Raw genomic sequence first — 23,490 nt, 5'->3', positions numbered from 1 at the left:
ATGTGCAGCGGCCATTTAGAAGATTAATGGTAAATTGCAGCGGTGAATTGCAATGAGGGCATTCGGATAACAGGGCACACTCATGAATAATACAGTGTCGTAAAAATGGATTTTGCCACTGGGCCCTAAAATACCCATATTGGTTAACACAATCTGGACAAACTTGTGGCGTTAGCAATCTCGCATGTGTCCAGCACTTTATCTTTAATGATGATAAAGTGCGAGTTATAGGAATAAGGTGATCAAGGAGTCCGTTCTTTGTTGATCTACCTTTGATGATACTGGTTAGCATAGCCTTATTGAGTACGCGAGATTCTGATTGTATGCCATTTCTTTTAAGTAAACGAAGTACATAACCAATACCTGACTCCGCTTCATAGTAAGAGGGTTTTATTGGGAAACGCATTAGCATAACCCCGAATAGAACTGACTTCTAAGGTTTTTATCTTGCTCATTTAGATATGCATCTAATTGTTTTTTTGTTAAAAGTTCATAATCAAATGGATTGACAGCCCCAATTGCATATTTCTCAAAGTTTTCAAATAAGGCTTCTATAAGCTGATCATAGTTTTTTGCATTTCGTGTGTTATTACGTAAAAATAAATCGCGCATTGTACTCATGGTGTGCTCACTGTACGCAAGGTAAATACGATCAAGTAGCTCACTGTGCTCATCCTTTGTTAAATTTGGCAACCCAACTTGTTGAATGAACCAATTACAACAGGCAATCCAGTTTTTCGTTTTAGGAAGGATTGGCTTAATTTCAATGGGGCGCATTTGTCGACGAGACATCTGCTCGTCATCGTCAAATTTACCGGCGGTTCTACCAAATGTAATAAGGCGCTTAGCACTGCTTGTACCGGCGAAAATAATCGAACAACGGATCTTGTTGCTATCGATCAGATAGCAAAAATATTTAATAATTCGTTGAAACTCTATCCCATCATAACTTGAGGCAATATTCTGAATTTCATCAAGAATGATTAGCTCCACTTCTAGGTCTTTGAGAAGTGAGATAAGTTGGGCATCCAATTCAGCTGCAGTAGTGCGAGAGTTTTGTGTTGTTCCCTCTAGCTCTGAAATTAAAAATCGAGTTATCTCTGCAGTACTTTTTTTAAACTCCTTAAAAGCGACATAAAAGATTGGTTTTGTCGTTTTTTCTGGCTTAGTAACAGGTAAAAACTGAGCGTGATACTGCTTTAATATATACGTCTTGCCAGCACCCGAGGCACCATAAATAAGTTGAGCTCGTTTATCCTCTGAAGGTACGTGATACATATTGTGGATTTCCGCTATCCTCTGCCATATCTTCATTTGAATGTCACATGCGAAAATTGTACTGGGCATAGTTACCATTGTTTTTCATTTCCTTCATCATCATTATAACGGGTAGAGGCCATTTCTCTGGTTTTGCTCACTATCGTATCTGCGTAGGTATCTTGTTCACCTGAGTGCGATATCTGTGATTTAAGTTCATTCACTTTATGAGATTTTTTTATTCGCTCTACAATGGATAAGTTCTCTTTCGTATTTTTATTGAAAGACGCTACCTTCGGGCCTCTGTGCTGTTTGCGTTTGGGCTTTTGCTTTACGAATTCAGTTATTTCACCGACATAGTGACCAGTAGGAGTATGGGAGAAAGTTTCTGTATATATTCCGAGTTGGGTCAGAGTTTGATTGCCATTTAATTCAGCAAAGCTGACTGGTAGTTTAGTATCATGATGGTCAATATTATCAGCCACTATTTCCACAGGATTGTTCTCGCCAGGCAGTGTTGCTTGAACTGTTACTTTTCTGGCATCTAGGTCGTCATGAAACACATAAACAGAGGGGTTTTCACCCAGCTCCATGTCTGTTTTAGTAGCCGCGTATAGTTGTTTTAGCTCATCACTGTAATAATCTTGACCTAAACATCTGATAGTTCCACGTTGCTGTAATTTATGTGAGGCCTGGGCTCTGGACACGTGGAAGCAATGTTGTAGCTGATCATATGTGAATGAAGGCATAGGCGTATCAATAATGGACTGATTCCATTTTTTGATAGGCGTATGGCCAGCCTGTTTATGGTGTTTGTGCATGTATTCTGTCAAAAATATATTCAGTAGCTTTGTAAAATCAGATACCTTTATATCCGCACGTTTAGCTAATGGAATTGTGTCGAGTGAGTTCGGGTTAGTACGTTTTCCTGAATAACTTTGAAATCCAATACTCGTCTCACCACTTTGCGTTTCAATCTTCATACCTGAAAAAAAGTGATCTCTTAATACGTTAAAAAATGACTCAATGAATGGCTTCTTAGCAGGTTGATTTGATGGTGTATAATGAATATTTAACTCAAGTCGCTCCGCAGCCTTTTTTATCAAACGATTATTAAACCCTGGGCCATTATCCATAATCAATGTAGTCGGTTTGCGTCCATTCATTGTAAGATTACTATCCGCCATAAATATTTGACGTAAAAGGTTAAGCCCACCGGCAGAGTTTTCAGGTTCAAAGCTAAGCACCACAGAGATAGGTGCGCGTGTGTATACGTCTATTGCTACATACAAAGAAATAGGCGGTGTCGGAAGGCCTGTTTTGTCGTCAATTAAACACATATTTAGCACAACACGGTCGCATTCAACGCGCTGCATTGCGTAATAGGTTTTTATTCGTTTACGTAGCGTTGTTAGTCGCTTATTGATTTCCGCTTGTGAAAGGCCTTTAAAATTAGCAAGTTTTTCGGCATCAGTAAGCTCTTGTAACCGGCGGTAAAAGGTGCGTTGTGATGCGATTTGAATCTCATTATTTTTCAAGCTAGCTTCTTGCGCTTCTCGTTTATAGTTACTGTAATATGCGCCTTTGAAAGCAGAGTTATTACACGAATAGACGGTAGCGATGTAGTGCTGTATGAAAGCCTCAGTGGCCGCATTTAGCCGTACAGGGCTATTGCGCTTCACTCCCGCAAGCGCCTCATCATTAAAATCTGATTGAACCCATACGCGCCAATGGCGACATACCGTTTTCCATTGCGGGTGTTTTGTGGCAATAGTTGCAGGATGTTGGCTCTCGACTCGTTTGATGAGCTCATCATATGTCTTCTTAGTTGTAGCAGGGTATCCTTCACTAACCAGTTCTTTCAAGATAGATTGATACATCAATCGTGATGTAACCGTTAACTTTTGATATTCTGTTAGTTCAATATGTGGATGCTGTGCGTTTCTTAATATAAAGCCTTGATCATCAATTGATTTCTCAAAGTCGTCTCGAGGTAATAGGCGCTTCTTAGTCTCTATACCATCACCGGAAAGGAGTATTGATGTACTGTCAACAAACGCAATAGATTCAACGTTACCGTACTTATTAGTCAAGTCAGTGCCCGTAGCATATCCGATCATTTGAGGTGACCTCGCATCAATGTAGTAGAGGCGTTTAACGGCTTCTCCATATCGAATTTATATACATTTGATGCAATTAGTCCATAAGCCTCTGACACTGGGTTTTTAGCTATACCCTCCAAGCATTCGATGAGTTGACCAAAGGTTAAATCTCCATCAGGCAGCATTGTTAATGGGAATGAATGCTCCGAGTAATACATTGTTATCAGATTCAGGTTCGCCATAAAGATAGTATTGAGCTTATCGACGATGATTAACCGTAAACCTATTTGTGCTTTTTTTCGGGTGTACTCATTAAAAAGATGAATTTTCGAGTGATACTCTTTATCAACCTGAGACTCATGATGAACTTCAATATATTCAGCGAAGCCAGAATGATATAGGACTAAGAAGTCGGGTGTATAGCGGTAAACTTTTTTGTCTATAGTCACTTCTATTTGCTCAGGCTGGGTGGCAAACAGCTTCACATTAGGGTCACATTCCAGTTTAAAAGCCAGGATCAGCTCCTGAAATGACTCGGGATTAAGTGCGCACTGATTTTTATGGGAGTAAAATCGTATAACAAATCGACCTCTGTGAACGTTAGCGTTCGTCTTTGTAACGGTCATAATTTCACTCCCCAAAAAATAAATGTCTTTACACTATAGATAATTGGTGATAAATTAAAAGGTTTATCTTTAGAATGGTTGTTCTTGGTAAGCATTTTACATTATTCCTTTCGTCATAATTAGGCTTATCAATCCTTGGAGCCACTGAAAATTTTGTTTTATTTTCAAGGGTTAATCTCACTTTAAAATTCAAAAGTTAAGTTCAATGTTTTTTCTACGAGCAAATTATTTATTCTCAAAAAAAATTTATCTTTAAAGTACTGTGAAGGTTTCTCGAGTTGTTTTTACCTTATCCAAACCGATTTTATGTTTGTGTTTAACATGACGTTGTTATGTTCAAGTAAAACACCCAAAGCGAAATTAATATTCAGTGCTGCTCCTAAAAGCTTAAATTTAAAAATTTCACACCTAGCCCCAGCAAGGTTGATGCTTTTCAAAAGGCAGTCGCTATGATTGCAGATATTGCAGAAATAGAGAAGGTTAAACTGGTCAGACCTCTCGCTATCTTCTTTGAGTGTCTTTGATTTGGGTTTTAAAATTCATAAAATTCCAACGATATTAATTCTAGGTTAATTTAAGCATTTTTATTTTTTGTGTTTTTTAAGAAAAAAGAGGGGGTGTTCTTGTTTATTAAGTTAAGGTTAATGGAGGCTTAAATTTTTTTGTAAACAAGATGGAGTGACATATGAAACACAAGCCAGAAGGGTGGGTTGTTTTAACGTTTCAAACTATTGATAGCAAACCTTGCTATGTGTTGTTTTGTTCGTGGAAAAATGATGATGAATGGAGAGTAAGCTCAGGTTCAATGGTTCTACCCCACTTATCAGCCTGTGGGAATTATTGGATTTGGCCTCAAATATCAGGCTCTGTTTATGAGCTTCCCGTTGATGAAGAAAATGGCTATACCTTTTACACCGGCGCTGTATTAGATGAATTATTAGTAAAAGGGTATCGCGATGGCACTGAGCTAAAACGCATTGCACTTAAAGATATTATGGAAGATAAATAAGGCGATTAACGCCTTGTAATCTATCTATTATATTTTACTTTTGTGGGTCGTGAGCTCTACATAAGGGAAGATATTTAGGGGCTTTGGTAGGCAAAGATGAGAATCTGTATTATGTAAATGTTGCTAGTTTTACATTAAAAGCTAATAAATGAATACATTAAAAGCTAATAAATGAATAGAGTATAGGTATAACTAATGCGCACTCCTTTAGTAATCCAGCCTAATAAAATTTGGCTAATATCCAATGAGGTTCTGCTTGCGTTGCCGAAGGAGTTGATATTCTGGCTTCATTAATCTTCAATAAGCACAAATATTACTTCAAAGGATTACTTATGGAAAAGGAACTCGATATTTATAAATTGCACAAACCAGATAGAACATACGATATAATTGACCTAGATATCGTATCTATGGCAGACCAAATTGCCGAAGAAAATAACCTCAGTTATAAAGAAGCAGTAATATTAGCCAAGATTGGCTTTCCAAGCGGCAAAACTAGAATAACGGATATAGTCAAAAACGGATTTAGCTGCAAGGTTGAAAAAGAAGCTTTAAAGCAAGCCTACGACGTAAACTTATTTTCGAATTACCTTGTTTTGAACCAAAAAGCGTATATTGCCCTAGGGAACTATCTGCAAGTTTACGGGGAATTTATACCGCTTAGGTGTGATAAAGAGCTAATTTTATTTAATCCACTCGTTTTCGAAGAAGAAGACGAATCTCTTACTGAAAAGGCTTACCTGAATGGTATTGAGGATGGCCTCAAATCCTTATCATTTAAATCAGACAAACATCTTGTTTTTAAATCATGCATTCAAGGCGGGACAGTACTTTATTGCAATGCCGCGTTTAAATCTCTGATTAATGAAAATAGCTTAAGCGGACTTTCTTTTAACAGTGATTTAATTAGCATTTTTGCTTAACAAGATAAGCGCGTAATGTATTCATTTAATAAGATCTAACCAAAATTTTCAGATTTGAACAAATAAAGTCAATCAAATCGAACAGACGCATTTATTCCATGAGCGGACAGTGATAACAACACCCAGCTAAGCCGCAGAAAAGGTGTTGATTGTTTTATAGCTGCCAGTAAAATTAAGTATATAGGAGCCTCATCACATAATTGTACACTCCAGCCTTTATTTCTATGTAGTTACTGAATAAGCTAATCCGTAGTTAAGGCTAAAGAAAATGTAATTTTTTTGTCACTAACTTTCGCACTTAATTGCGCATCAATTGCTTTACTAAGCGTCTTAGCGATTGATAACCCTAATCCAAAGTTATCAATCGATGTTCTTGAAGTGTCTTTTTGCCATAATGGGTCAAATAATTGGTCTATATCGCTATCATTCAAAGGTTCATTAAGGGAGTTAGTAACTGATAATATTAAGTTTCTATCCCTTACAACTTTCGTGGAGACTAAAATTTTTGAATCGAGTGGACTGTATTGTTTCGCGTTGTTAACTAAATTGCTAAAAATTGATTCAAGGGCAAACAAGTTGCTCATAATTGCTGGTGCATTTTCATCCAACTGCAAATTTACACGTGATAAATCATGGGTTTCCAGTATTCTGCTTATAACTTGATTTAAATCACAGGCATCTCGCTTGTTCAGCTTACCTCCCCCGTATTTATGTAATAGCAATAAATTTGAGACTATATTTTTAAGTCTCAGGCTTATTTTCAAAGCTTCAGGCTTAAAGTCATCATTGAGCTCTTTTTCATTTGGAAACCGTATGGAGACTTCTGCCATATTAATTAGTTCGGCAATGGGCGTCTTAATTTCATGTGCAATATCTGATGTGAGGCGCTTCTCTCTTAGGTAAAGTTGCCTGTTCTCTTTAATAAAGGCATTTAAACTTTCGACAATTGGCAAGAGCTCTTTAACTGGCTCTTTTATAAATATCTCTGAGCCTTCACTGACAATGCTTAACTGACTGATATCCTTATTTAATTGTACCAATGGCGCAAGTGATGTATCTATGGCCTTTCTGACAAACAATCGAATAAATACAATAACTGTAATTGTCGTGACTATAAAAATAACGTCAATCAACCAAAGTACAAAATCAACTTCCTCAGAGGATGCTGTATAAGCTAAAATCATTGACTCAGCGTCTGTCTTTTTAGAGGTGTCAACTGATGCCTTATCTTTTACTTGTGGTATAAAACGACTGTAAAAAATTCGGCCATCCCGACCATCAGGTAGTTGAATAGGTCGTATTTTTGATTCGCCAATTTCCAAGTTTTCAAATGGTAGGTTTTTAACCTCAAATAAATCTAAACTTTTTGAGCGGATGGAGGTACCTTCTTTGTTCCATATTTGAAAGTATTCGGGCTCAACTTCTCCTGCGAACTCAGGCATAAACTCACTGGAAAAATTATAGGAATAACCATTATCGGTCTTATTTACTAAGGTCTTTAACATACCTGCTTTAGATTGCAGGCTGCGATCAAACTCATTGTCTATCCAGCTATCAACAGCAATATCAGTGGCCAACAATATGCATAAAACTAACCCTGTTATAGTTACTGAGAGAGTAATTACTAGTTTACTGCGAATAGATTTCATCATTGCCCTTGCACAATATAACCAAAGCCACGTTTGGTTTGAATTGGTAGCTCTCCCCCTGCAACTCTTACTTTTTTACGAGCAGATGATAAATGGGCTTCAATCGAGTTTTTCGATATTAAATCATACTGTCCTGCAAGATAGGTACTTAGCTTTTCCGCACTAAACACTTTATTTTGATTGCTAAATAAACATTCGACAATTTTGTACTCGTTGGGTGTTAAATCAATAACGTTGTCAGAAACTTTTAGCAGTTTTAACTGTAAATTCAGGGCTAAATTATCAATAACTATAATATCACTGACCATTTTTAGTCCACCACGACGCATTAAATTTAAGAGTCGAGCGTGAAGTTCATCAAATGAAAAAGGTTTAGTGAGGTAATCGTCCGCTCCGGTTAGAAGCCCTAAAACGCGGTCTTCAGGTTCTTGCTTTGCGGATAAAATTAAAACTTTAGTATCAAGCTGTTTTGTTCTTATGGTTTGCAGTACAGTGATGCCATCGATACTAGGTAGCATAATATCAAGTATTACAAGCTCATATTCACCTGTCATTGCCATACTCAACCCTTGTGAGCCATCACCGGTTTCATCCACCGCAAAGCCCAAATTTGTTAAGCCAACCCGTAAACTACGTCGCAGTGACCCTGAATCTTCAATTATTAATAGCTTCATGTTCTATTTGTTCACCTGAAAATACATCTTAATCACTAGGTTACGCTATATAACTTAAGTTTTACTTAAGGCTTCCTTAAGTTTTTATAGTATAGCCATTATTAAGTTTATCATCAGGATTTCTTAAGTTTTGATTTTTAGTATTGCTGCAATTTTTAAAGACGAGTACAACTATGTCAGCAAATACTTCCGTTTTAAAACCCTTGTTACGTTTTACACTTATATTGTTATCAATCTTTATAACTTCCCGAATTGGGCTATTGATATGGCAACATTCAAGATTAAATGATGGTGATATTTGGCCAGTCATTTCAGGTGCTATCAAAATAGACTTAAGTAGCGTTGGATACTTAGCAACTATTGGAGTACTGATATTGATGCTGCATGTAATTGCACGCTCTAAAACAAAGCTATTCCAGCGCATGTTTTCGCTTTACGGTAGCATTATTGCGACTGTTGTTGTTATTTTAGAAACATCAACAGCTGCATTCATCACTCAATATGATGTAAGGCCTAACCGGTTATATATTGAATATCTTGATTACCCACAAGAAGTATTCTCGATGCTAATTCATGGTCACCTTTTAGCAATGCTAAGTACATTACTTGTGGCGACAATAACAAGTATTTACAGCTATCGCCTTTTATATAGAGCATTCACAAAACCACAAGTACAGCCACTGAAAAAAGTAGCTAATTTATCTATTCTTATGGGTGTTTTAATACTTTGTTTCCTTGCTGCCAGAGGTACATTGAGCCACCGGCCACTTAACCCTGCATTAGTCTATTTTTCTCAAGATTCACTAGTAAATTCACTTGTTCTTAACTCCACTTACAGTGTTGCGTTTGCGCTGAAAAACATGGGTAACGAAAAAAGTGCTAGCAATTTGTATGGCACAATGCCTCATCAGCAAGTTATAGATATAGTCAAAAAGGCTTCTTATCGTAAGCAGTTTGTCACCGGAAATATTCCGACCTTGGCACACAACAAACCTTTTGTTTCTGGAGTTAAAAAAAACTTAGTAATTATACTTGAGGAAAGTTTAGGTGCCCGATTTGTTGGACAACTTGGTGGGTTAGGTATAACTCCTGAACTTGATGAGCTATATCAACAAGGGTGGGGGTTTGACAACCTTTATGCTACGGGAACGCGCTCCGTGAGAGGTATTGAAGCAATTACCACTGGCTTTATGCCATCTCCATCTCGCTCGGTAGTTAAACTATCTAAATCCCAGCATAACTTTTTTTCATTAGCTGATGTATTGAGTCAACAAGGTTATATTACCCAATTTATCTACGGCGGTGAAAGTCATTTTGACAATATGAAAAGCTTTTTCCTAGGAAACGGATTTAACGATATTGTTGACATCAACCACATTGAAAACCCTCAGTTTATCTCATCTTGGGGCGCGAGTGATGAGGACTTATTCCAACAAGCAGATAAGGAACTGACTAAACTAAGTAATGCGGCAGTGCCATTTTTTAGTCTTGTATTTACTTCGAGCAATCACGATCCATTTGACATCCCACAAGGTAAGGTATCGCTACCTGAAGGGTATAGCCCTGAAAACTATAAACGTGATCTTGCAATTAAGTATGCAGATTACGCACTAGGGAAGTTTATAAATAAAGCAAAAACACAATCGTACTGGAAAAACACCGTATTTTTGGTTGTGGCAGACCATGATGTGCGTGTTTTTGGCTCTGAGCCCGTCCCTTTAAAGTCTTTTCACATACCTGCGGTTATTTTAAACAGCGATATGAAGGCTAAACGCGACTCAAGACTTGTTAGTCAAATTGACCTACCAGTTACTTTGTTGTCACTTTTAGGAATTGAACAAGCAACTCCAATGGTGGGCTTTGATCTCACCAAAAATTATCCAGTTGAACGCGTGATGATGCAGTACTACGACAATTTTGCATACCTAGAAAATGATCGCGCTGTCATCCTAATGCCAAATCAACAAACTAGCTATTGGCGCTATAACAAAAAAACCAAAATACAAAAAAGAAATAAACCGGAAAACGCAGATAAAACGTTAGCTGAAAAAGCACTCGCTCATGTGTTATTTAGCAACTTAGCTTACACAGAGCAGCTTTATCGTTTAGCTGATAAAAATAGCGATAAGGAATAATTATGAAAAATGCTTTTAAAATTTTTAACATTTCGTCTTGGCATGTAAGTTATAGTCATTTCGTTTGCTTAGTTTCGATGTATATTGTTATCGTATTTAATGGCTTGTTTTTATACAACACCTTTATTGCTGCAACACAGCCAGGCCATATAAATTGGCTTTTTATCACGTCTATTCCTTTAATGCTTTTCTCATTGACTATTTTAGTTTTGAGTTGGTTGTCCTTAGTTACTTTTGTTAAACCCGTACTTTTATTTAGCGTTTTACTTTGCTCATTATTGTTTTATTCAACACTTAATTATGGCGTTATTTTTGACAAAAGCATGTTACAAAATATTGTTGAGACAAACTCAGGTGAAGCATTTTCATATTTAAATTTTCAGCTTGTAATATTTGTAGTTTTATTAGGAATTGTACCTACTTACTTATTTTCCAAGTTCATAATTATTGGTAGTTTTAGAGTACGTTTAAAGAGCTTTGTGAAGCTAAATCTATTTGCTTTGCTTTGTTGTGCTTTAATAGCAGCAACCTTTTATAAAGAGTACGCTTCTGTAGGGCGTAATAACCGACAGCTTACAAGCTATATCACCCCGTTTGCTTTTTATACAGCGGGTTATAAATATTTGAGAGATAATTACTTTTACCCCCCCCTACCTTTTAAGGTACTTGATAATTTACCAGCTTTAGAAAATAAAACGACCACCTCGCTAACAGTAATGGTTGTAGGAGAAACTGCTCGGGCTGCTAACTTTTCACTGCAAGGCTATAGTAGAGCAACGAATGCTTATACCTCTAAGCTAGGCGTGAAATATTTTAGTGATGTTTCATCATGTGGAACGGCAACGGCTATCTCCGTGCCCTGTATGTTTTCACGGCTTAATCGCAAAGAATATGATTCGCGCCTTGCTAATAGTCAAGAAAATGTCCTAGACATTATCCAGCGTAGTGGTGTTGAAGTGACATGGATTGATAATAATAGCAGCTGTAAAGGAGTGTGTGCTCGCGTCAAATCAGAAAACATTGAGCCGAACAAAAAGCACTCGCTCTGTGACGGTGATTACTGTTTTGATGAAATATTAGTCTCGAAATTCAAAGACAGAATAGCTAAAAGTAACGTTAAGCATAAATTGATTATTCTACATATGATAGGTTCACATGGGCCAACTTATTATCGTCGTTACCCTGAACACGCAAGTTTGTTTAAACCTGACTGCGATCGAAGCGATATTCAGAACTGTACTACAACAGAGCTAACAAACACATATGATAACACTATTGCATACACAGACAGGGTATTGAGCGAATTAATAAAAGTATTACAAGAAAGTAACGAAACGGAAAAATCACTCTTGTATGTGTCAGATCACGGTGAGTCACTTGGTGAAAAAGGCTTATACCTTCATGGGTTTCCTTATGCACTAGCACCAACCGAGCAAACTCATATCCCAATGATTTTTTGGAGTAATAAGCTTACTGACTCTGAATTCAATCGCTGTGTTGAGTTGCAACACTCAAAAACATTTTCACACGACAATATTTTTGACACTTTGCTTGGATTAACTCATGTAAATAGCAACCAATACCAACCTATATACGATATTTTTAACGCCTGTAAGGCCGAAGCCTACAATGAGGGAATTCCCAATGCAGTTTGATAATGTAAATAAGCCGTCAGGTATTAATCGAGTATTTTTAGCTTTTAAAAATTCACAGCGTGCATTTAAATGGCTTGCCAAAAATGAAGCTGCTTTTAAACAAGAGCTTTTATTACTTGCTTTATCGCTAACTATTATTTCTATTTGGCAGATAGGTATTTACGAAAAGGTCATGCTCCTAATCTCTGTTTTATTTGTGATATTCGCAGAGATTGTTAATACAGCAATAGAAGCAACAATAGACAGAGTTGGCTTAGAAATTCATCCATTGTCTGGTCTCGCTAAAGATTTAGGCTCCGCAGCAGTACTAATTGCTCTATTGATATGTTCAGTCGTCTGGGTTGCTGTATTTATAAACTATATTGGTTATTTTTAAAATTTATCCAATCTCAATGACCGCTGATCGCTCAAATAAGGCCCCGAAAAATGGCTCATATAGCTATCTAGGTTAACGCTTTCAAAAAACAGAAGTATATTTCCGATAACTACCTTTGAATTCCTGTAAACGGAAGTTTGCTTCCGAAATATAGCAATATTGGGTTAGAAACCGGAAGTTTACTTCCGTTTTGTACTTTAAGATTATAAGTTGGTATCTAATGAAAGCTCGGCAGTCCAACTCTTTTCTGCCCCAAGACGAGTTAACGTAAATGCTCTAAGGGCAGCTTTTAGTGAAAACCAGTCATTGTAGTTCGAGCAATTTTACTTCGTATTGATATACTAATGTCATGATTAAAGTTGATTTTATGGTTGGACGATGAAAACAATAGGCAAGTTGGCTAAAGAACTTGATATAGGCGTAGAAACTATACGGTTTTATGAGCGGGAAGGCTTGATAAAACAGCCTCAAAAACCTCAAAATGGTTATCGTGTCTATGACGACTCAATCACCAAACAATTACAATTCATCTGTAAGGCCAAAGCACTTGGCTTTACTCTAAAAGAAGTGGCTTCATTGATGTCAATGGATGGCGATTGTGCCAAAGTAGAATCCCTAGGCTTGCTGAAATTGAACGTAATTCAAAATAAGATAGCTGACCTTCAACGCTTAGAAGTCGTCATAAAAGAAATGACTAATTCATGCCGCAACAATAACGATCAATCCCACTGCCCAATAATCGATTCGCTAAAATAGTATTGACTCCGTACCTACCTACGGAGTTCATACTCAAATCATTCAAATAATGTTAGACGTTAAAAATGATTAATAAGATTTTAGATAAAGTTAGCTCAGGTGGTGTTTGGCTTGCGGCTCTTAGTTGTACGGGGTGCTTCCCCGCACTCGGCTCGTTAGCATCAGCATTAGGATTAGGCTTTCTCTCTCACTTTGAGGGAATTGCTGTAAATACCTTGTTACCTATATTTGCAACTCTGGCATTGTTGGTAAATTTGTATAACTGGTATAAAAACCAAAATCATGCGAGAGGTATTCTTGGGGTTATTGGCCCTATAGCGGTTTTGTTAACCCTCTATCCACTATGGCAATACGAATGGAGCACTTATTTGTTTTATGTAGGTATTTGTTTGATGATTGTAATGTCCGTATTAGACATTGTTAAACCTTTGAAGGAGCAAACATGCAAAGTATAGAGTTAAATTCTACCATTACTTGCCCTGAGTGTGGCTTCAGTAAAACTGAAGAAATGCCAACCAACGCTTGCCAGTGGTATTATGAATGTGAATCTTGCAAAGTTCTCCTAAAGCCTTTGAAAGGCGATTGTTGCGTATATTGCTCTTATGGAACAGTGAAATGCCCGCCAATTCAAGAAGGTCAAAGTTGTTGCGATAGCTAAATGACAGTCTATTAATGGCAATGAGAAGGCATAAAAAGAAATAGTGAAATGTCAGCAATCGTATCATTGCAGCCTTTATCACTAAGTCACTCAAGGGCTGCTTTTGGCACAGAGCCGTCCTTCAGCTCTAACTCATTTTTGTCCAAAAACGAGTTTACCCGACCCTCCGCTTTTCGCTCAAATAAGACCCCGAAAAATGGCTCATATAGCTATCTAGGCCAACGCTTTCAAAAACAGAAGTATATTTCCGATAACTACCTTTGAATTCCTATAAACGGAAGTTTGCTTCCGAAATATAGCAATATTGGGTTAGAAACCGGAAGTTTACTTCCGTTTTGTACTTTAAGTTTATAAACCGGTGTTTAATGAAAGCTGGGAAGTCTAGAGGTACAAGCAAACATTGGGTTATTAAATTTAATAATTAGCTTTTAGCTAAATTTAGAAAAACTTTAAAGCTGGTAGTTTGATTATTTGAACTGACCTCTATATTTCCACCGTTTGCTTGCGCTAGAGCTTTAACTATTGCAAGCCCTAAACCAGCTCCATCGCTGTGTCGTTGGCGCGATTTATCGGGTCGATAAAAGCGGTCAAATAAATAAGGTAAATGCTCAGAAGGTATTCTCTCCCCAGTATTAATCACTGAAATACATATTTTTTCAGCGGTAAATATTTCACTATTTACTGTGATTGATGAGCCTTTTGGGGCATACCTTATTGCATTGGATAGGAGGTTTGATAATAATTGGCGAAAGTGTAATTTGTCACAATAAAAACAAAGGTTTTGACCTTTTTTCTTAAATGTAATCAATGAGTCTTCAGCCAAAGCATCAAAGTACTCAAATAATGCTTCAATTTCATCATGGCTTTTTAGAGTATTTTGAACGGGTTTAACCAGTCCATTCTGAGTTTTTGCAAGCCAAAGCATATCACTAACCATCTTAGTTAGTCGTTCCAGCTCTTCTAGATTAGAAAACAATAATTCTTGATACTCTAACAACTGTCTTTTTTTAGATAAACCAACCTGTGTTTGAGTGATTATATTTGTTAGTGGAGTACGTAACTCATGCGCAATATCACTAGAGAAATTTGATAAACGAATAAATTCACCTTGGAGCCTGTCGAGCATCGAGTTAAACGACTGCACCATATTAACAAGCTCAATAGGCACTTTATTTTCATCAAGCCTTACATCCATCTTATTAGTTTGGATGTCATGCATTTTCTGACTCAAACCTCGTAAAGGGTTTAATCCTTGATGTATAGCAAACCAAGCCACCAATAAAATGAGTACCGCAGAGCCAAACATAATAGCCCAAAGACTTTGTTGAAATTGATTGAGAAAGTGTAAATGAAAGCTCATGTCTATCGCTGTAGTAATTTTGTATTGCTGTTGCCCAGTACTTAAATTACTCACCAGAGCTCGGTAGGTGTGGGTATCATTTTGCCATGAGGTAATGTTGTTACGGTTAAAGCCAGCTGAAGCATTAGCACTCATTACAAAATCACTAAAATCTCGTTCAGAACTTTGAAAAATGAGCTCTCCTTTTGCGGTATTTACCTGATAGTAAACACCGTGATGACCCGCTACAGCGTTAGATAATTCATTTTTAAGTTTCAGGTTTGATTTATACTGTTGTCTTAAAACTAATTCAATAGATTGATTAATAACATGCAGTTCACTACTATCTTGCTGGAAAAAATGATGTTTTATCGAACTATTTATTAAGGTGGCAACTAAAGTTAAGCACGCAATAACGGTTACAGCGACAAACAACACAACACGCATCGTAAGTGATAAAGGCCGTGACTTAATAGCCATCAGTTTCAACCTCTAATTTATAGCCCATACCACGAACCGTATGAATTAATTTAACAGTAAAGTCATCATCAACTTTTGCTCTTAGCCTACGAATGGCAACATCAATCACATTGGTGTCGCTATCAAAATTCATATCCCATACTTGAGAAGCAATTAACGAACGTGGCAGTACTTCACCTTCGCGCCGTAACAATAGTTCAAGTAAGCTAAACTCTTTATTACTCAATAAAATACGCTTGCCTGCACGTTGTATTTTTCGCTTTGGAATATCCATTTCTAAATCAGCAACTATCAGTATATCGTCAACTGTTTGTACTACACCACGGCGAATAAGAGTGCGTACTCTTGCTAAAACTTCAGCAAAAGCAAAAGGCTTTATTAAATAGTCATCAGCACCAAGTTCGAGCCCCTTTACTCTATCGTCTATACTATCGCGAGCAGATAAAAATAGTACTGGGGTTTTGTTATCTGCTTCACGTAGCGACTGTAAAATTTTCCAACCGGATACGTCAGGTAACATGACATCAAGTATTATTACATCAAATAAGTCGGTCATTGCTAGGTGATGACCGTCAAGTCCATTGCGCGCCAAAGAAACCTGAAAACCAGCTTCACTTAGTCCCTGTTTTAAATAATCTCCTGTCTTTGATTCATCTTCAACAACTAATAAGCGCATACAATTCCTTCATTAAAGTCCTAACAACTACCTCTGCAAATATTATGCAGTATCTGTCACTACAGCAACATGACACCAACATTACAACTTTGTAATGTTCGCGTCATGTTTAAGACAGGTCTATTTTCTATACTCAATACATATTCTGGTATGAAGGAGTAAGGAAATGGGGTTTAAAAAGTCATCACAACAGGTTAGCACACCACGAAGACGATTTGTTCAAGGCTTAATTGCAGGAGGTGTACTTGCTGCTTTTCCGAGTGTATTACATGCTGCATCATCTTTAGTAGCAGGAACAATAACAGGCACTGTGCCCGAACTTAGCGGCAAAGTAATTGATCTGGTTATAGATGAATCGCCGGTTAACTTTACTGGCGTAGTACGTATGGCGACAACTATCAATGGCTCTATACCCGCCCCTACCTTGCGCCTCAAAGAAGGCGATGACGTTACTATTAGAGTAACAAATAAGTTATCAGTACCGAGTTCAATTCATTGGCATGGCATTATTTTACCGTATCAAATGGATGGCGTACCTGGTATCAGTTTTAAAGGCATTATGCCTGGCGAAACCTTTGTTTATAAATTTAAATTACAACAAAGCGGTACATATTGGTATCACTCACATAGTGGCTTTCAAGAAATGACTGGCATGTACGGTGCATTAATTATTGAACCGCGAGAAAAAGATATTATTAGTGCAGATAACGAGCATGTTATTCAATTATCTGATTGGACTGATGATGACCCAATGGCGCTGTTCCGCAAATTAAAAATACAGAGTGATGTATTTAACTTCAATCAGCCCACTGTTCCAGAATTTTTTGATGACGTTTCAAATAGCGGTGTTTCGAATGCTTTGCAACGCCGCAAAATGTGGAATCAAATGAGAATGAATCCTACAGATTTAGCTGACTTATCTGCATCAGCAATGACCTTTTTAATGAACGGTAGTACGCCAATGTCAAATTGGCGAGGAATGTTTAAAGTTGGAGAAAAAGTAAGACTTAGGTTTATTAATGGCTCAAGCAATACTTTTTTTGACGTTCGTATTCCCGAACTAAAACTAACAGTTGTACAAGCTGATGGGCAAAACGTTGAACCAGTGACAGTTGATGAATTTAGATTCGGCCCTGGTGAGACCTACGACGTAATTGTTGAGCCTAAAAATGATGCCTATACGATTTTTGCTCAAAGTATGGATCGCTCTGGTTACGCAAAAGGAACTTTATCAAGCTCGCCTAATATTGATGCGCCAGTACCTGCACTTGACCCTGTTGAATGGTTAACGATGACCGATATGATGGGCAATATGACCCACGGCGGTGAGCATTCTGCAATGGCAGGTATGGCTGGCATATCAGGTATGAACTCTAAAGAAATGGATCATAGCGCTATGGAGCACGGTGCAATGGCGATGGATCATAGCAAACATGGTATGTCTGAAAACCCATTGGCAGTTGCCAGCCCTAAAGTGCGTCATGCCAAAACGGAGTATGGAGCTTCAGTTGATATGCGCGTTGATATGCCTAGAACAAATCTTGATGATCCTGGTATTGGTTTACGTAAAAATGGTCGCCGTGTTTTAACACTTGCAGATTTACACTCACTTGAAGGGATCACTAACCAGCAAGAGCCAGAAGCCGAAATTGAGTTGCATTTAACCGGAAATATGGAACGTTATAGCTGGTCATTTGATGGCTTAGAATTTGGTAAAAGCACGCCAGTGCATATGAAGCATAACCAACGTTTAAGAGTTATTTTACAAAACGATACCATGATGACGCACCCTATGCATCTGCATGGTATGTGGAGTGATTTAGAAAACGAGCAAGGTGATGTGCAAGTGCGACGTCATACAATACCTGTTCAACCCGCACAAAGAATCAGCTTTTTAACCACCCCTCACGATGTAGGGCGCTGGGCTTGGCATTGCCATTTATTATTCCATATGGATGCCGGCATGTTTAGAGAGGTAGTCGTATCATGAAACAATTAAAACTATCTAAATCATTTAGTTTATTAATGTTAACTGGGGCTTCATTAATTAGTTTCCCTTTATTAGCGCAAAGTGAAATGGCACAAATGAATAGCGCTAAGATGCAACCACAAGGAGGAAGTGCACCTAAAGATGCAAGAGACCCCCATGCTTACTCTGCGGGAACAACTTTAACAGAAGGCCCATATGCGCTTGAGGGCAATGAGCGATTAACACTCGCTGATGAGCATCCATTTTACGCATTACTAGGCGATCGTCTTGAATATAACGAGCAAGCAAACGCAGGTGTATTTGACTTACAAGCATGGTACGGCACTACCTTTGATCGATTGGTAATTAAAACCGAGGGTGATTTCAGCGAAGGAAGTATTGAAGAAAACCAAACCGATATTTTATGGGGTCATGCCGTATCAGCATATTGGGATACTCAAGCAGGTGTTCGTCTTGATTACAATAAAGAAGGTGAAAATCGGCAATGGTTGGCTTTTGGCTTACAAGGTTTAGCCCCTTATTGGTTTGAACTTGATATGACAGCATACGTAGGTGAGCGAGGCAATACCGCATTTACGTTAGAGGCAGAGTACGAACTACTACTCACGCAAAAGCTAATTATACAACCGCGAGCCGAAATTACACTTTATGGCAAAAACGATAAACAAAACGAGCTTGGAAGTGGCCTATCAAGCAGCGCGATTGGCTTTAGGGTTCGTTATGAATTTACACGCCAGTTTGCGCCCTATATTGGCGTTGAATGGAGCAATAAATTTGGCAATACCGCCGACTATGCCACATCAAGTGGACAAAGTAGCAACAACACCGCATTTGTTGCGGGTATTAAATTTTGGTTTTAATCATTTTAAATAAGAGGTAATTATGAAGTTTTTTAACTCTGCAGTAGCCATTTTAGGTTTAGTGCTTACATTTTCCGCATCAGCGCATATATCACTCAAGCAATCAATACCTGCACAAGAAGCCATGTTAATGCAAGGACCAGAGGAACTTTCGTTAATTTTTAGTGGTGAAGTAAGGCTAGCAAAAGTCATCATCAAAGATGAAAAAAATAAAACAATAAACTTTGATTTCAAACCCAGCGCCACCCCAAGCACAGACTTTAATTGGTCATTACCGAGCCTAGCCCAAGGCACTTACACGGTTAAATGGACAGCACTGGGTGGTGATGGACATAAAATGACTGGCACGTTTAGATTTATGGTACATAAAAATGAATCGCATAAGATGATGCAAGAACAATCTAATACCCACAGCAAACATAATCATTAAGTAGCAACATCATGCAATTAAGTGAATGGTCAGTGCTCTTACTATTATTAAAGCTAGCAAGCTATATAGCAATTGTAGGGCTTGCGGGCACTTTATTAATGCGCTTTATGTGTGGCAACAGCAATGTTGCAGAGCATCACTTAATTAGCTTTCATCAGTTCTTAAAACGTTGGCAAATTACGTGTGTAGTTACAGGTAGTATTGCTGCACTTTTACAAGTACCTATAGAAGCTGGAGCAATGGCTGAATCAGGCTTTATGGGAATGTTTGACCCCTTTATGCTTGAAATTGTTTGGCAATCAGTCATAGGTGACCAAGCAAGGTTTAGAATACCAGCGCTTATTATTGCTCTAATTAGCGCATGTATGTGGAATGTGGAATCAGATGATAACGTAGCAGGTTATAAAAACGGTGCCGTTATACTAATCATGCTTGGGTTTATCGCTTATAGCTTCACTTTTACTGGGCACAGTGCAAACGAAAATGGGTTAGTGAAAAGTATTTTAACCTTTCACCTTATTGCCATTGCGAGCTGGTTAGGGTCATTGTGGCCGCTTTACAAAAGCTGCACTTTACTACCTACCAGTGAAGTAAAGCGGTTAATGCATTACTTTGGTCAACTCGCTATTGTTATTGTATTTGTACTACTTATTTCGGGCTTAACTCTGCTCCTGCAGTACCTAGAGTCATTTTCTGCATTGTTTACATCAGATTATGGGCAACTAATTTTATTAAAGCTGTTACTCGTCAGCGCGATGCTGCTCCTAGGTGCATGGCATAAGCTTTTTTTAGTCCCGCAAATCACTCAACAACACCATATAAGTATATTAAAACGCTCGATTACTGTTGAAATAGTAATTGCCCTGTTTGTACTTATTACAACAAGTGTATTTACCACACTTGTTGGTCCGCCTATTTAACGATTAATAAAAAGGGAAACGTATGTTAATTAAATCCTTTAATTTAAAAATTTTATTGCTACTAATTTTTAGCACTGTTAGTTCTTTTACTGTTAGTGCACATGTCGATGAAAAATATTCAAAAAAAGGCAAGGCCTTTGTCAATGTTGATAGCGAGGCTGCAAAAACAGTCAGCCTATTTCATGCATCTCTAAAACAAGGCAATCGCGAAGCTGCACGTAAATTACTGGCCGACGATGTCATCATTTTTGAAGGCGGAAGTGTTGAGCGTTCTGCAGATGAATACGCGAAACATCATATGATAGCGGATATGAAATTCTTAAGTGCTGTTAATAGTGAACTACTAGAGCATCAAGTTTACACAAATGGAGACATAGCTTACTCAATTTCAAGAAGTAAAACTCAAGGAAAGTACAAAGGAAAAGATATTAAGTCTATGGGAATGGAATCAATCACATTAAAAAACACCGATACAGGTTGGAAAATCACTCATATTCATTGGTCAAATTAAGGAGTTAACAATGCGAGTAATCTACATTACCTCAGCGTTATTTTTATCATTAACTATGTCATTTTCGGCGATAAGTATCGAAAAACAACATAAAGCATTAATAACTTATGAGAATTCAGAAAAACCTAAAATTGAGCTTACCGTTTATAAAAGTAAAAATTGTGGATGTTGTAATAAGTGGATTGCTCATTTGAGCGAAAACAATATTCAAACAAAAGCAATTAACGTCAATGACATGGGGACGATTAAATCTCAGTATCAAATAAAACCAAATATGCGGTCATGCCATACAGCCGTTTCAGCCGATGGATTTGTATTTGAAGGTCATGTTCCCGCCAAACATATAAAACAGTTTTTAGCTGAACAACATCCTGAAAAGACGATAGGGCTCTCTGTTCCCTCTATGCCTGCTGGTACGCCAGGTATGGAAATGGGCGATCGCTTTTATAAATATAATATTGAAATGCTTACGCACGATTTACAGCAGAATACTTATAAGCATATTAGCAAATACGCTGAGCAGTTTTAACACTTATGGCACAACTCTTGATGTAATATTAAACATTGATTCAATGATTAAATATATAGTGGGTTTACGCCTAATAACCTGTAAGAATTACCCATTGGTATAAATGATATACAAAGTAAATGATAGAAAGGAGCCATCTAATGTCGCAGTATTTAAAGTTTTTCTTAATGATAGCCACATCAACATTAGTCATGTTTGTACTGATGTATTTGAATACTTATCAGCTAAGTCATGTTTTTTTTAGTGAAACTCGTACTTATATGGCGCTTTATATGGGAGCCACGATGGCAGTGATAATGCTACTTTTCATGCTCAATATGTATAAAGATAAAAAGAAAAATATAACAGTACTCATTGCTAGTGTTACCGTATTTGCGGGAAGTTTATTTTTAGTTCGATCACAAGCGACTGTTGATGATAGCTCATGGATGTCGGCGATGATCCCACATCATTCAATTGCAATACTCACCAGTGAAAGGGCAAAAATCAAAGATAAGCGAGTCCAAGAGCTTGCAACAAATATTATTGAGGCACAGCGTCGTGAGATTAAAGAAATGCAGTGGTTACTAAAGGATATAGAGAAAAATGGCCTAGCAGAAACTCAGGAGCAAGCACAATCTAGGACAGTACCGGATTTTAATGCTAAGTAAAATTTTATACCAATACATAAAAGGGAGCTAAACATGAGTAAATCAGCCCAACTTTTTAGAATGGCCACAGATGAGCATATTTGCCCGTTTGGTTTAAAATCAAAAGACCTACTAGAGCGAGAGGGATATACAGTTGATGATCAGCTATTAACTTCTCGAGAGCAAACAGATGAATTTAAAAAACAACACAGTGTAGAAACTACACCTCAAACATTTATTGATAATAAACGTATAGGTGGCTATGACGACTTACGCGATTACTTTGATAAGCCAAAAGCTGGGCAAGAAGGTACAACTTACACGCCCGTGATTGCGATTTTTTCGGTTAGTTTTTTGCTTAGTGTGGCATTTAGTTTTGCAGCGAATAATAGCTTATTATCAATGCAAACCGCTGAACTATTTGTAGCCCTAACAATGGCAGTGTTAGCAATCCAAAAGCTTCAAGACTTATTTAGCTTTACTAATTCATTTATAACCTATGACTTAGTCGCTATGAAAGTAGTCAGGTACGCCTATGTTTACCCATTTTTAGAAGCATTTGTTGGCATTGGAATGATAGCCGGATTACCAGCCTATATTATTGCCCCTATTTCATTGTTCATAGGTGGGGTTGGTGCTGTTTCAGTGATAAAAGCAGTCTATATAGATAAACGAGAGTTAAAATGTGCGTGTGTAGGCGGTGACAGTAACGTACCACTAGGGTTTATCTCCCTAACAGAAAACCTGTTTATGATCGCTGCCGGTATTTGGATGTTTATTAAGTAAACAACAGCTTTAATTTAAAAACATAATGGTGTACTAGCTCAGACTTGATCTGACAGTTACCCGTTTTTCAATCGGTGACTGTCAGTTTAGATTTGAGCTAAATCCTTCTCAGCCCAAATCGATTTCCCATCTAATAATGAGATCAGCGCCACTTAAGTCAAGAATTCACGGAACATTCATAAGTCATTGATTTACAATGAAATATGTCGCTTAAATTGAGAGCTACCAACTTAATTACACTCTAAAAATAATTATGTTTTTTATTAGATAAATTTCTTAAACAACGAGAAATCGCTTACAAACATCTATTACTGTAAGTGATTTGAAGCGGTAATTAGCCTAGTTATTAAAACGTATACTTTTTGCTTTAAACATATGGTCGAAAATGAGATGCCCTGATGAAGATTAACGGCTTTGACTTAATATGCTTGTGTAGTGGCAGCGTTAACTTGTCCAACTTTATAGATGCTCATCGGTAAAACTTATAATTAAATATTTACTGGTATTTTACTTTGTGGGA

23 protein-coding genes are annotated in these 23,490 nt (G+C 37.5%); 16 read left to right on the top strand and 7 right to left on the bottom strand.

Features of this window, described 5'->3' with window-relative positions; genetic code table 11:
• Positions 1 to 405: 405 nt before the first annotated feature.
• Genes PSH41_RS19470 through PSH41_RS19460 form a run of 3 tightly spaced genes read right to left on the bottom strand, consistent with a single transcriptional unit; the run spans position 406 to position 3,985 of the window.
• Positions 406 to 1,314 carry a TniB family NTP-binding protein gene (locus PSH41_RS19470; protein WP_223866401.1) on the bottom strand — a complete coding sequence of 303 codons (909 nt, stop codon included), beginning with the start codon at positions 1,312 to 1,314 and terminating at the stop codon, positions 406 to 408.
• A gap of 35 nt (positions 1,315 to 1,349) precedes the next feature.
• The gene (locus PSH41_RS19465) at positions 1,350 to 3,377 is read right to left on the bottom strand and encodes a DDE-type integrase/transposase/recombinase (protein ID WP_096042865.1); all 2,028 of its coding nucleotides are present in this window, start codon (positions 3,375 to 3,377) and stop codon (positions 1,350 to 1,352) included.
• Complete coding sequence (locus PSH41_RS19460) at positions 3,374 to 3,985, bottom strand: TnsA endonuclease N-terminal domain-containing protein (RefSeq protein ID WP_055253882.1); 612 nt, start codon at positions 3,983 to 3,985, stop codon at positions 3,374 to 3,376. The genes PSH41_RS19465 and PSH41_RS19460 overlap by 4 nt, the downstream gene beginning before the upstream one ends.
• Before the next feature lie 685 nt (positions 3,986 to 4,670).
• Here PSH41_RS19460 and PSH41_RS19455 point away from each other — a divergent pair.
• Entirely contained in the window at positions 4,671 to 4,994 is a 324-nt protein-coding gene (locus tag PSH41_RS19455; protein WP_064387020.1) for a hypothetical protein, read from the top strand.
• A gap of 332 nt (positions 4,995 to 5,326) precedes the next feature.
• Positions 5,327 to 5,917, top strand: coding sequence for a hypothetical protein (locus tag PSH41_RS19450; RefSeq protein WP_064387019.1), 591 nt, complete (start codon positions 5,327 to 5,329; stop codon positions 5,915 to 5,917).
• 242 nt (positions 5,918 to 6,159) lie between these two features.
• On the opposite strand, the gene PSH41_RS19445 is transcribed toward PSH41_RS19450, so the two are convergent.
• Positions 6,160 to 7,569: a sensor histidine kinase gene (locus tag PSH41_RS19445; RefSeq protein WP_273590009.1), complete on the bottom strand. Its 1,410-nt coding sequence runs from the start codon at positions 7,567 to 7,569 to the stop codon at positions 6,160 to 6,162.
• Positions 7,566 to 8,240, bottom strand: coding sequence for a response regulator transcription factor (locus PSH41_RS19440; RefSeq protein ID WP_024032693.1), 675 nt, complete (start codon positions 8,238 to 8,240; stop codon positions 7,566 to 7,568). Before PSH41_RS19440 ends, PSH41_RS19445 begins: the two co-directional genes overlap by 4 nt.
• A gap of 173 nt (positions 8,241 to 8,413) precedes the next feature.
• On the opposite strand from PSH41_RS19440, the gene PSH41_RS19435 reads away from it, so the two are divergent.
• The 6 genes from PSH41_RS19435 to PSH41_RS19410 all read left to right on the top strand — a co-directional run bounded on the left by PSH41_RS19435 (position 8,414) and on the right by PSH41_RS19410 (position 13,820).
• Positions 8,414 to 10,375, top strand: a complete 1,962-nt coding sequence (locus tag PSH41_RS19435) for an LTA synthase family protein (RefSeq protein WP_055018895.1) — start codon at positions 8,414 to 8,416, stop codon at positions 10,373 to 10,375.
• A 2-nt stretch (positions 10,376 to 10,377) separates the two neighbouring features.
• Positions 10,378 to 12,030 carry a phosphoethanolamine transferase gene (locus PSH41_RS19430; RefSeq protein WP_096042867.1) on the top strand — a complete coding sequence of 551 codons (1,653 nt, stop codon included), beginning with the start codon at positions 10,378 to 10,380 and terminating at the stop codon, positions 12,028 to 12,030.
• Positions 12,020 to 12,406 (top strand): diacylglycerol kinase, encoded by a 387-nt coding sequence (locus PSH41_RS19425; RefSeq protein ID WP_024032690.1) that lies wholly within the window; start codon positions 12,020 to 12,022, stop codon positions 12,404 to 12,406. Before PSH41_RS19430 ends, PSH41_RS19425 begins: the two co-directional genes overlap by 11 nt.
• Before the next feature lie 378 nt (positions 12,407 to 12,784).
• Positions 12,785 to 13,162 carry a MerR family transcriptional regulator gene (locus tag PSH41_RS19420; protein WP_010557530.1) on the top strand — a complete coding sequence of 126 codons (378 nt, stop codon included), beginning with the start codon at positions 12,785 to 12,787 and terminating at the stop codon, positions 13,160 to 13,162.
• 65 nt (positions 13,163 to 13,227) lie between these two features.
• On the top strand, positions 13,228 to 13,617 hold the full coding sequence (gene merC, locus PSH41_RS19415; protein ID WP_024601094.1) for an organomercurial transporter MerC: 390 nt from the start codon (positions 13,228 to 13,230) through the stop codon (positions 13,615 to 13,617).
• On the top strand, positions 13,605 to 13,820 hold the full coding sequence (locus PSH41_RS19410; RefSeq protein WP_076916053.1) for a GDCCVxC domain-containing (seleno)protein: 216 nt from the start codon (positions 13,605 to 13,607) through the stop codon (positions 13,818 to 13,820). Before merC ends, PSH41_RS19410 begins: the two co-directional genes overlap by 13 nt.
• 421 nt (positions 13,821 to 14,241) lie before the next feature.
• On the opposite strand, the gene PSH41_RS19405 is transcribed toward PSH41_RS19410, so the two are convergent.
• Positions 14,242 to 15,639, bottom strand: coding sequence for a heavy metal sensor histidine kinase (locus tag PSH41_RS19405; protein WP_055018910.1), 1,398 nt, complete (start codon positions 15,637 to 15,639; stop codon positions 14,242 to 14,244).
• A complete protein-coding gene (locus tag PSH41_RS19400; RefSeq protein ID WP_004588805.1) occupies positions 15,629 to 16,315 on the bottom strand; it encodes a heavy metal response regulator transcription factor in 687 nt (228 codons plus the stop codon). Before PSH41_RS19400 ends, PSH41_RS19405 begins: the two co-directional genes overlap by 11 nt.
• A gap of 166 nt (positions 16,316 to 16,481) precedes the next feature.
• On the opposite strand from PSH41_RS19400, the gene PSH41_RS19395 reads away from it, so the two are divergent.
• From PSH41_RS19395 to PSH41_RS19360, 8 genes are all read left to right on the top strand, one after another.
• Complete coding sequence (locus PSH41_RS19395) at positions 16,482 to 18,305, top strand: copper resistance system multicopper oxidase (RefSeq protein WP_064387015.1); 1,824 nt, start codon at positions 16,482 to 16,484, stop codon at positions 18,303 to 18,305.
• Entirely contained in the window at positions 18,302 to 19,165 is an 864-nt protein-coding gene (locus PSH41_RS19390; protein WP_055011431.1) for a copper resistance protein B, read from the top strand. The genes PSH41_RS19395 and PSH41_RS19390 overlap by 4 nt, the downstream gene beginning before the upstream one ends.
• 22 nt (positions 19,166 to 19,187) lie before the next feature.
• Entirely contained in the window at positions 19,188 to 19,595 is a 408-nt protein-coding gene (locus PSH41_RS19385; RefSeq protein WP_004588802.1) for a copper resistance CopC family protein, read from the top strand.
• Between the two features lie 11 nt (positions 19,596 to 19,606).
• Complete coding sequence (locus PSH41_RS19380) at positions 19,607 to 20,515, top strand: copper resistance D family protein (RefSeq protein ID WP_182197365.1); 909 nt, start codon at positions 19,607 to 19,609, stop codon at positions 20,513 to 20,515.
• 22 nt (positions 20,516 to 20,537) lie between these two features.
• Positions 20,538 to 21,026, top strand: coding sequence for a YybH family protein (locus tag PSH41_RS19375; protein WP_064387013.1), 489 nt, complete (start codon positions 20,538 to 20,540; stop codon positions 21,024 to 21,026).
• A gap of 10 nt (positions 21,027 to 21,036) precedes the next feature.
• The gene (locus tag PSH41_RS19370) at positions 21,037 to 21,555 is read left to right on the top strand and encodes a DUF411 domain-containing protein (protein WP_064387012.1); all 519 of its coding nucleotides are present in this window, start codon (positions 21,037 to 21,039) and stop codon (positions 21,553 to 21,555) included.
• A gap of 140 nt (positions 21,556 to 21,695) precedes the next feature.
• Positions 21,696 to 22,205, top strand: coding sequence for a DUF305 domain-containing protein (locus PSH41_RS19365; RefSeq protein ID WP_064387011.1), 510 nt, complete (start codon positions 21,696 to 21,698; stop codon positions 22,203 to 22,205).
• A 33-nt stretch (positions 22,206 to 22,238) separates the two neighbouring features.
• A complete protein-coding gene (locus PSH41_RS19360) occupies positions 22,239 to 22,970 on the top strand; it encodes a MauE/DoxX family redox-associated membrane protein (RefSeq protein ID WP_055018909.1) in 732 nt (243 codons plus the stop codon).
• Positions 22,971 to 23,490 lie beyond the last annotated feature (520 nt).

Source organism: Pseudoalteromonas sp. CST2 (assembly GCF_028599385.1).
GTDB classification, from domain to species: domain Bacteria; phylum Pseudomonadota; class Gammaproteobacteria; order Enterobacterales; family Alteromonadaceae; genus Pseudoalteromonas; species Pseudoalteromonas atlantica.
The sequence above is the reverse complement of the archived record's forward strand: the minus strand, read 5'-3'. Positions and strand labels throughout refer to the sequence as shown.

Excerpts from the sequence above, each read along its gene's own strand:
- PSH41_RS19420 (WP_010557530.1), top strand. The coding sequence starts at position 12,785 with ATGAAAACAATAGGCAAGTTGGCTAAAGAACTTGATATAGGCGTAGAA.
- PSH41_RS19395 (WP_064387015.1), top strand. The coding sequence starts at position 16,482 with ATGGGGTTTAAAAAGTCATCACAACAGGTTAGCACACCACGAAGACGA.
- PSH41_RS19390 (WP_055011431.1), top strand. The coding sequence starts at position 18,302 with ATGAAACAATTAAAACTATCTAAATCATTTAGTTTATTAATGTTAACT.
- PSH41_RS19380 (WP_182197365.1), top strand. The coding sequence starts at position 19,607 with ATGCAATTAAGTGAATGGTCAGTGCTCTTACTATTATTAAAGCTAGCA.
- PSH41_RS19425 (WP_024032690.1), top strand. The coding sequence starts at position 12,020 with ATGCAGTTTGATAATGTAAATAAGCCGTCAGGTATTAATCGAGTATTT.
- PSH41_RS19375 (WP_064387013.1), top strand. The coding sequence starts at position 20,538 with ATGTTAATTAAATCCTTTAATTTAAAAATTTTATTGCTACTAATTTTT.
- PSH41_RS19365 (WP_064387011.1), top strand. The coding sequence starts at position 21,696 with ATGTCGCAGTATTTAAAGTTTTTCTTAATGATAGCCACATCAACATTA.
- PSH41_RS19360 (WP_055018909.1), top strand. The coding sequence starts at position 22,239 with ATGAGTAAATCAGCCCAACTTTTTAGAATGGCCACAGATGAGCATATT.
- PSH41_RS19410 (WP_076916053.1), top strand. The coding sequence starts at position 13,605 with ATGCAAAGTATAGAGTTAAATTCTACCATTACTTGCCCTGAGTGTGGC.
- PSH41_RS19430 (WP_096042867.1), top strand. The coding sequence starts at position 10,378 with ATGAAAAATGCTTTTAAAATTTTTAACATTTCGTCTTGGCATGTAAGT.
- PSH41_RS19440 (WP_024032693.1), bottom strand. The coding sequence starts at position 8,240 with ATGAAGCTATTAATAATTGAAGATTCAGGGTCACTGCGACGTAGTTTA.
- PSH41_RS19450 (WP_064387019.1), top strand. The coding sequence starts at position 5,327 with ATGGAAAAGGAACTCGATATTTATAAATTGCACAAACCAGATAGAACA.
- PSH41_RS19445 (WP_273590009.1), bottom strand. The coding sequence starts at position 7,569 with ATGATGAAATCTATTCGCAGTAAACTAGTAATTACTCTCTCAGTAACT.
- PSH41_RS19470 (WP_223866401.1), bottom strand. The coding sequence starts at position 1,314 with ATGAAGATATGGCAGAGGATAGCGGAAATCCACAATATGTATCACGTA.
- PSH41_RS19370 (WP_064387012.1), top strand. The coding sequence starts at position 21,037 with ATGCGAGTAATCTACATTACCTCAGCGTTATTTTTATCATTAACTATG.
- PSH41_RS19405 (WP_055018910.1), bottom strand. The coding sequence starts at position 15,639 with ATGGCTATTAAGTCACGGCCTTTATCACTTACGATGCGTGTTGTGTTG.
- PSH41_RS19435 (WP_055018895.1), top strand. The coding sequence starts at position 8,414 with ATGTCAGCAAATACTTCCGTTTTAAAACCCTTGTTACGTTTTACACTT.
- PSH41_RS19465 (WP_096042865.1), bottom strand. The coding sequence starts at position 3,377 with ATGATCGGATATGCTACGGGCACTGACTTGACTAATAAGTACGGTAAC.
- PSH41_RS19460 (WP_055253882.1), bottom strand. The coding sequence starts at position 3,985 with ATGACCGTTACAAAGACGAACGCTAACGTTCACAGAGGTCGATTTGTT.
- PSH41_RS19455 (WP_064387020.1), top strand. The coding sequence starts at position 4,671 with ATGAAACACAAGCCAGAAGGGTGGGTTGTTTTAACGTTTCAAACTATT.
- PSH41_RS19400 (WP_004588805.1), bottom strand. The coding sequence starts at position 16,315 with ATGCGCTTATTAGTTGTTGAAGATGAATCAAAGACAGGAGATTATTTA.
- PSH41_RS19385 (WP_004588802.1), top strand. The coding sequence starts at position 19,188 with ATGAAGTTTTTTAACTCTGCAGTAGCCATTTTAGGTTTAGTGCTTACA.
- merC (WP_024601094.1), top strand. The coding sequence starts at position 13,228 with ATGATTAATAAGATTTTAGATAAAGTTAGCTCAGGTGGTGTTTGGCTT.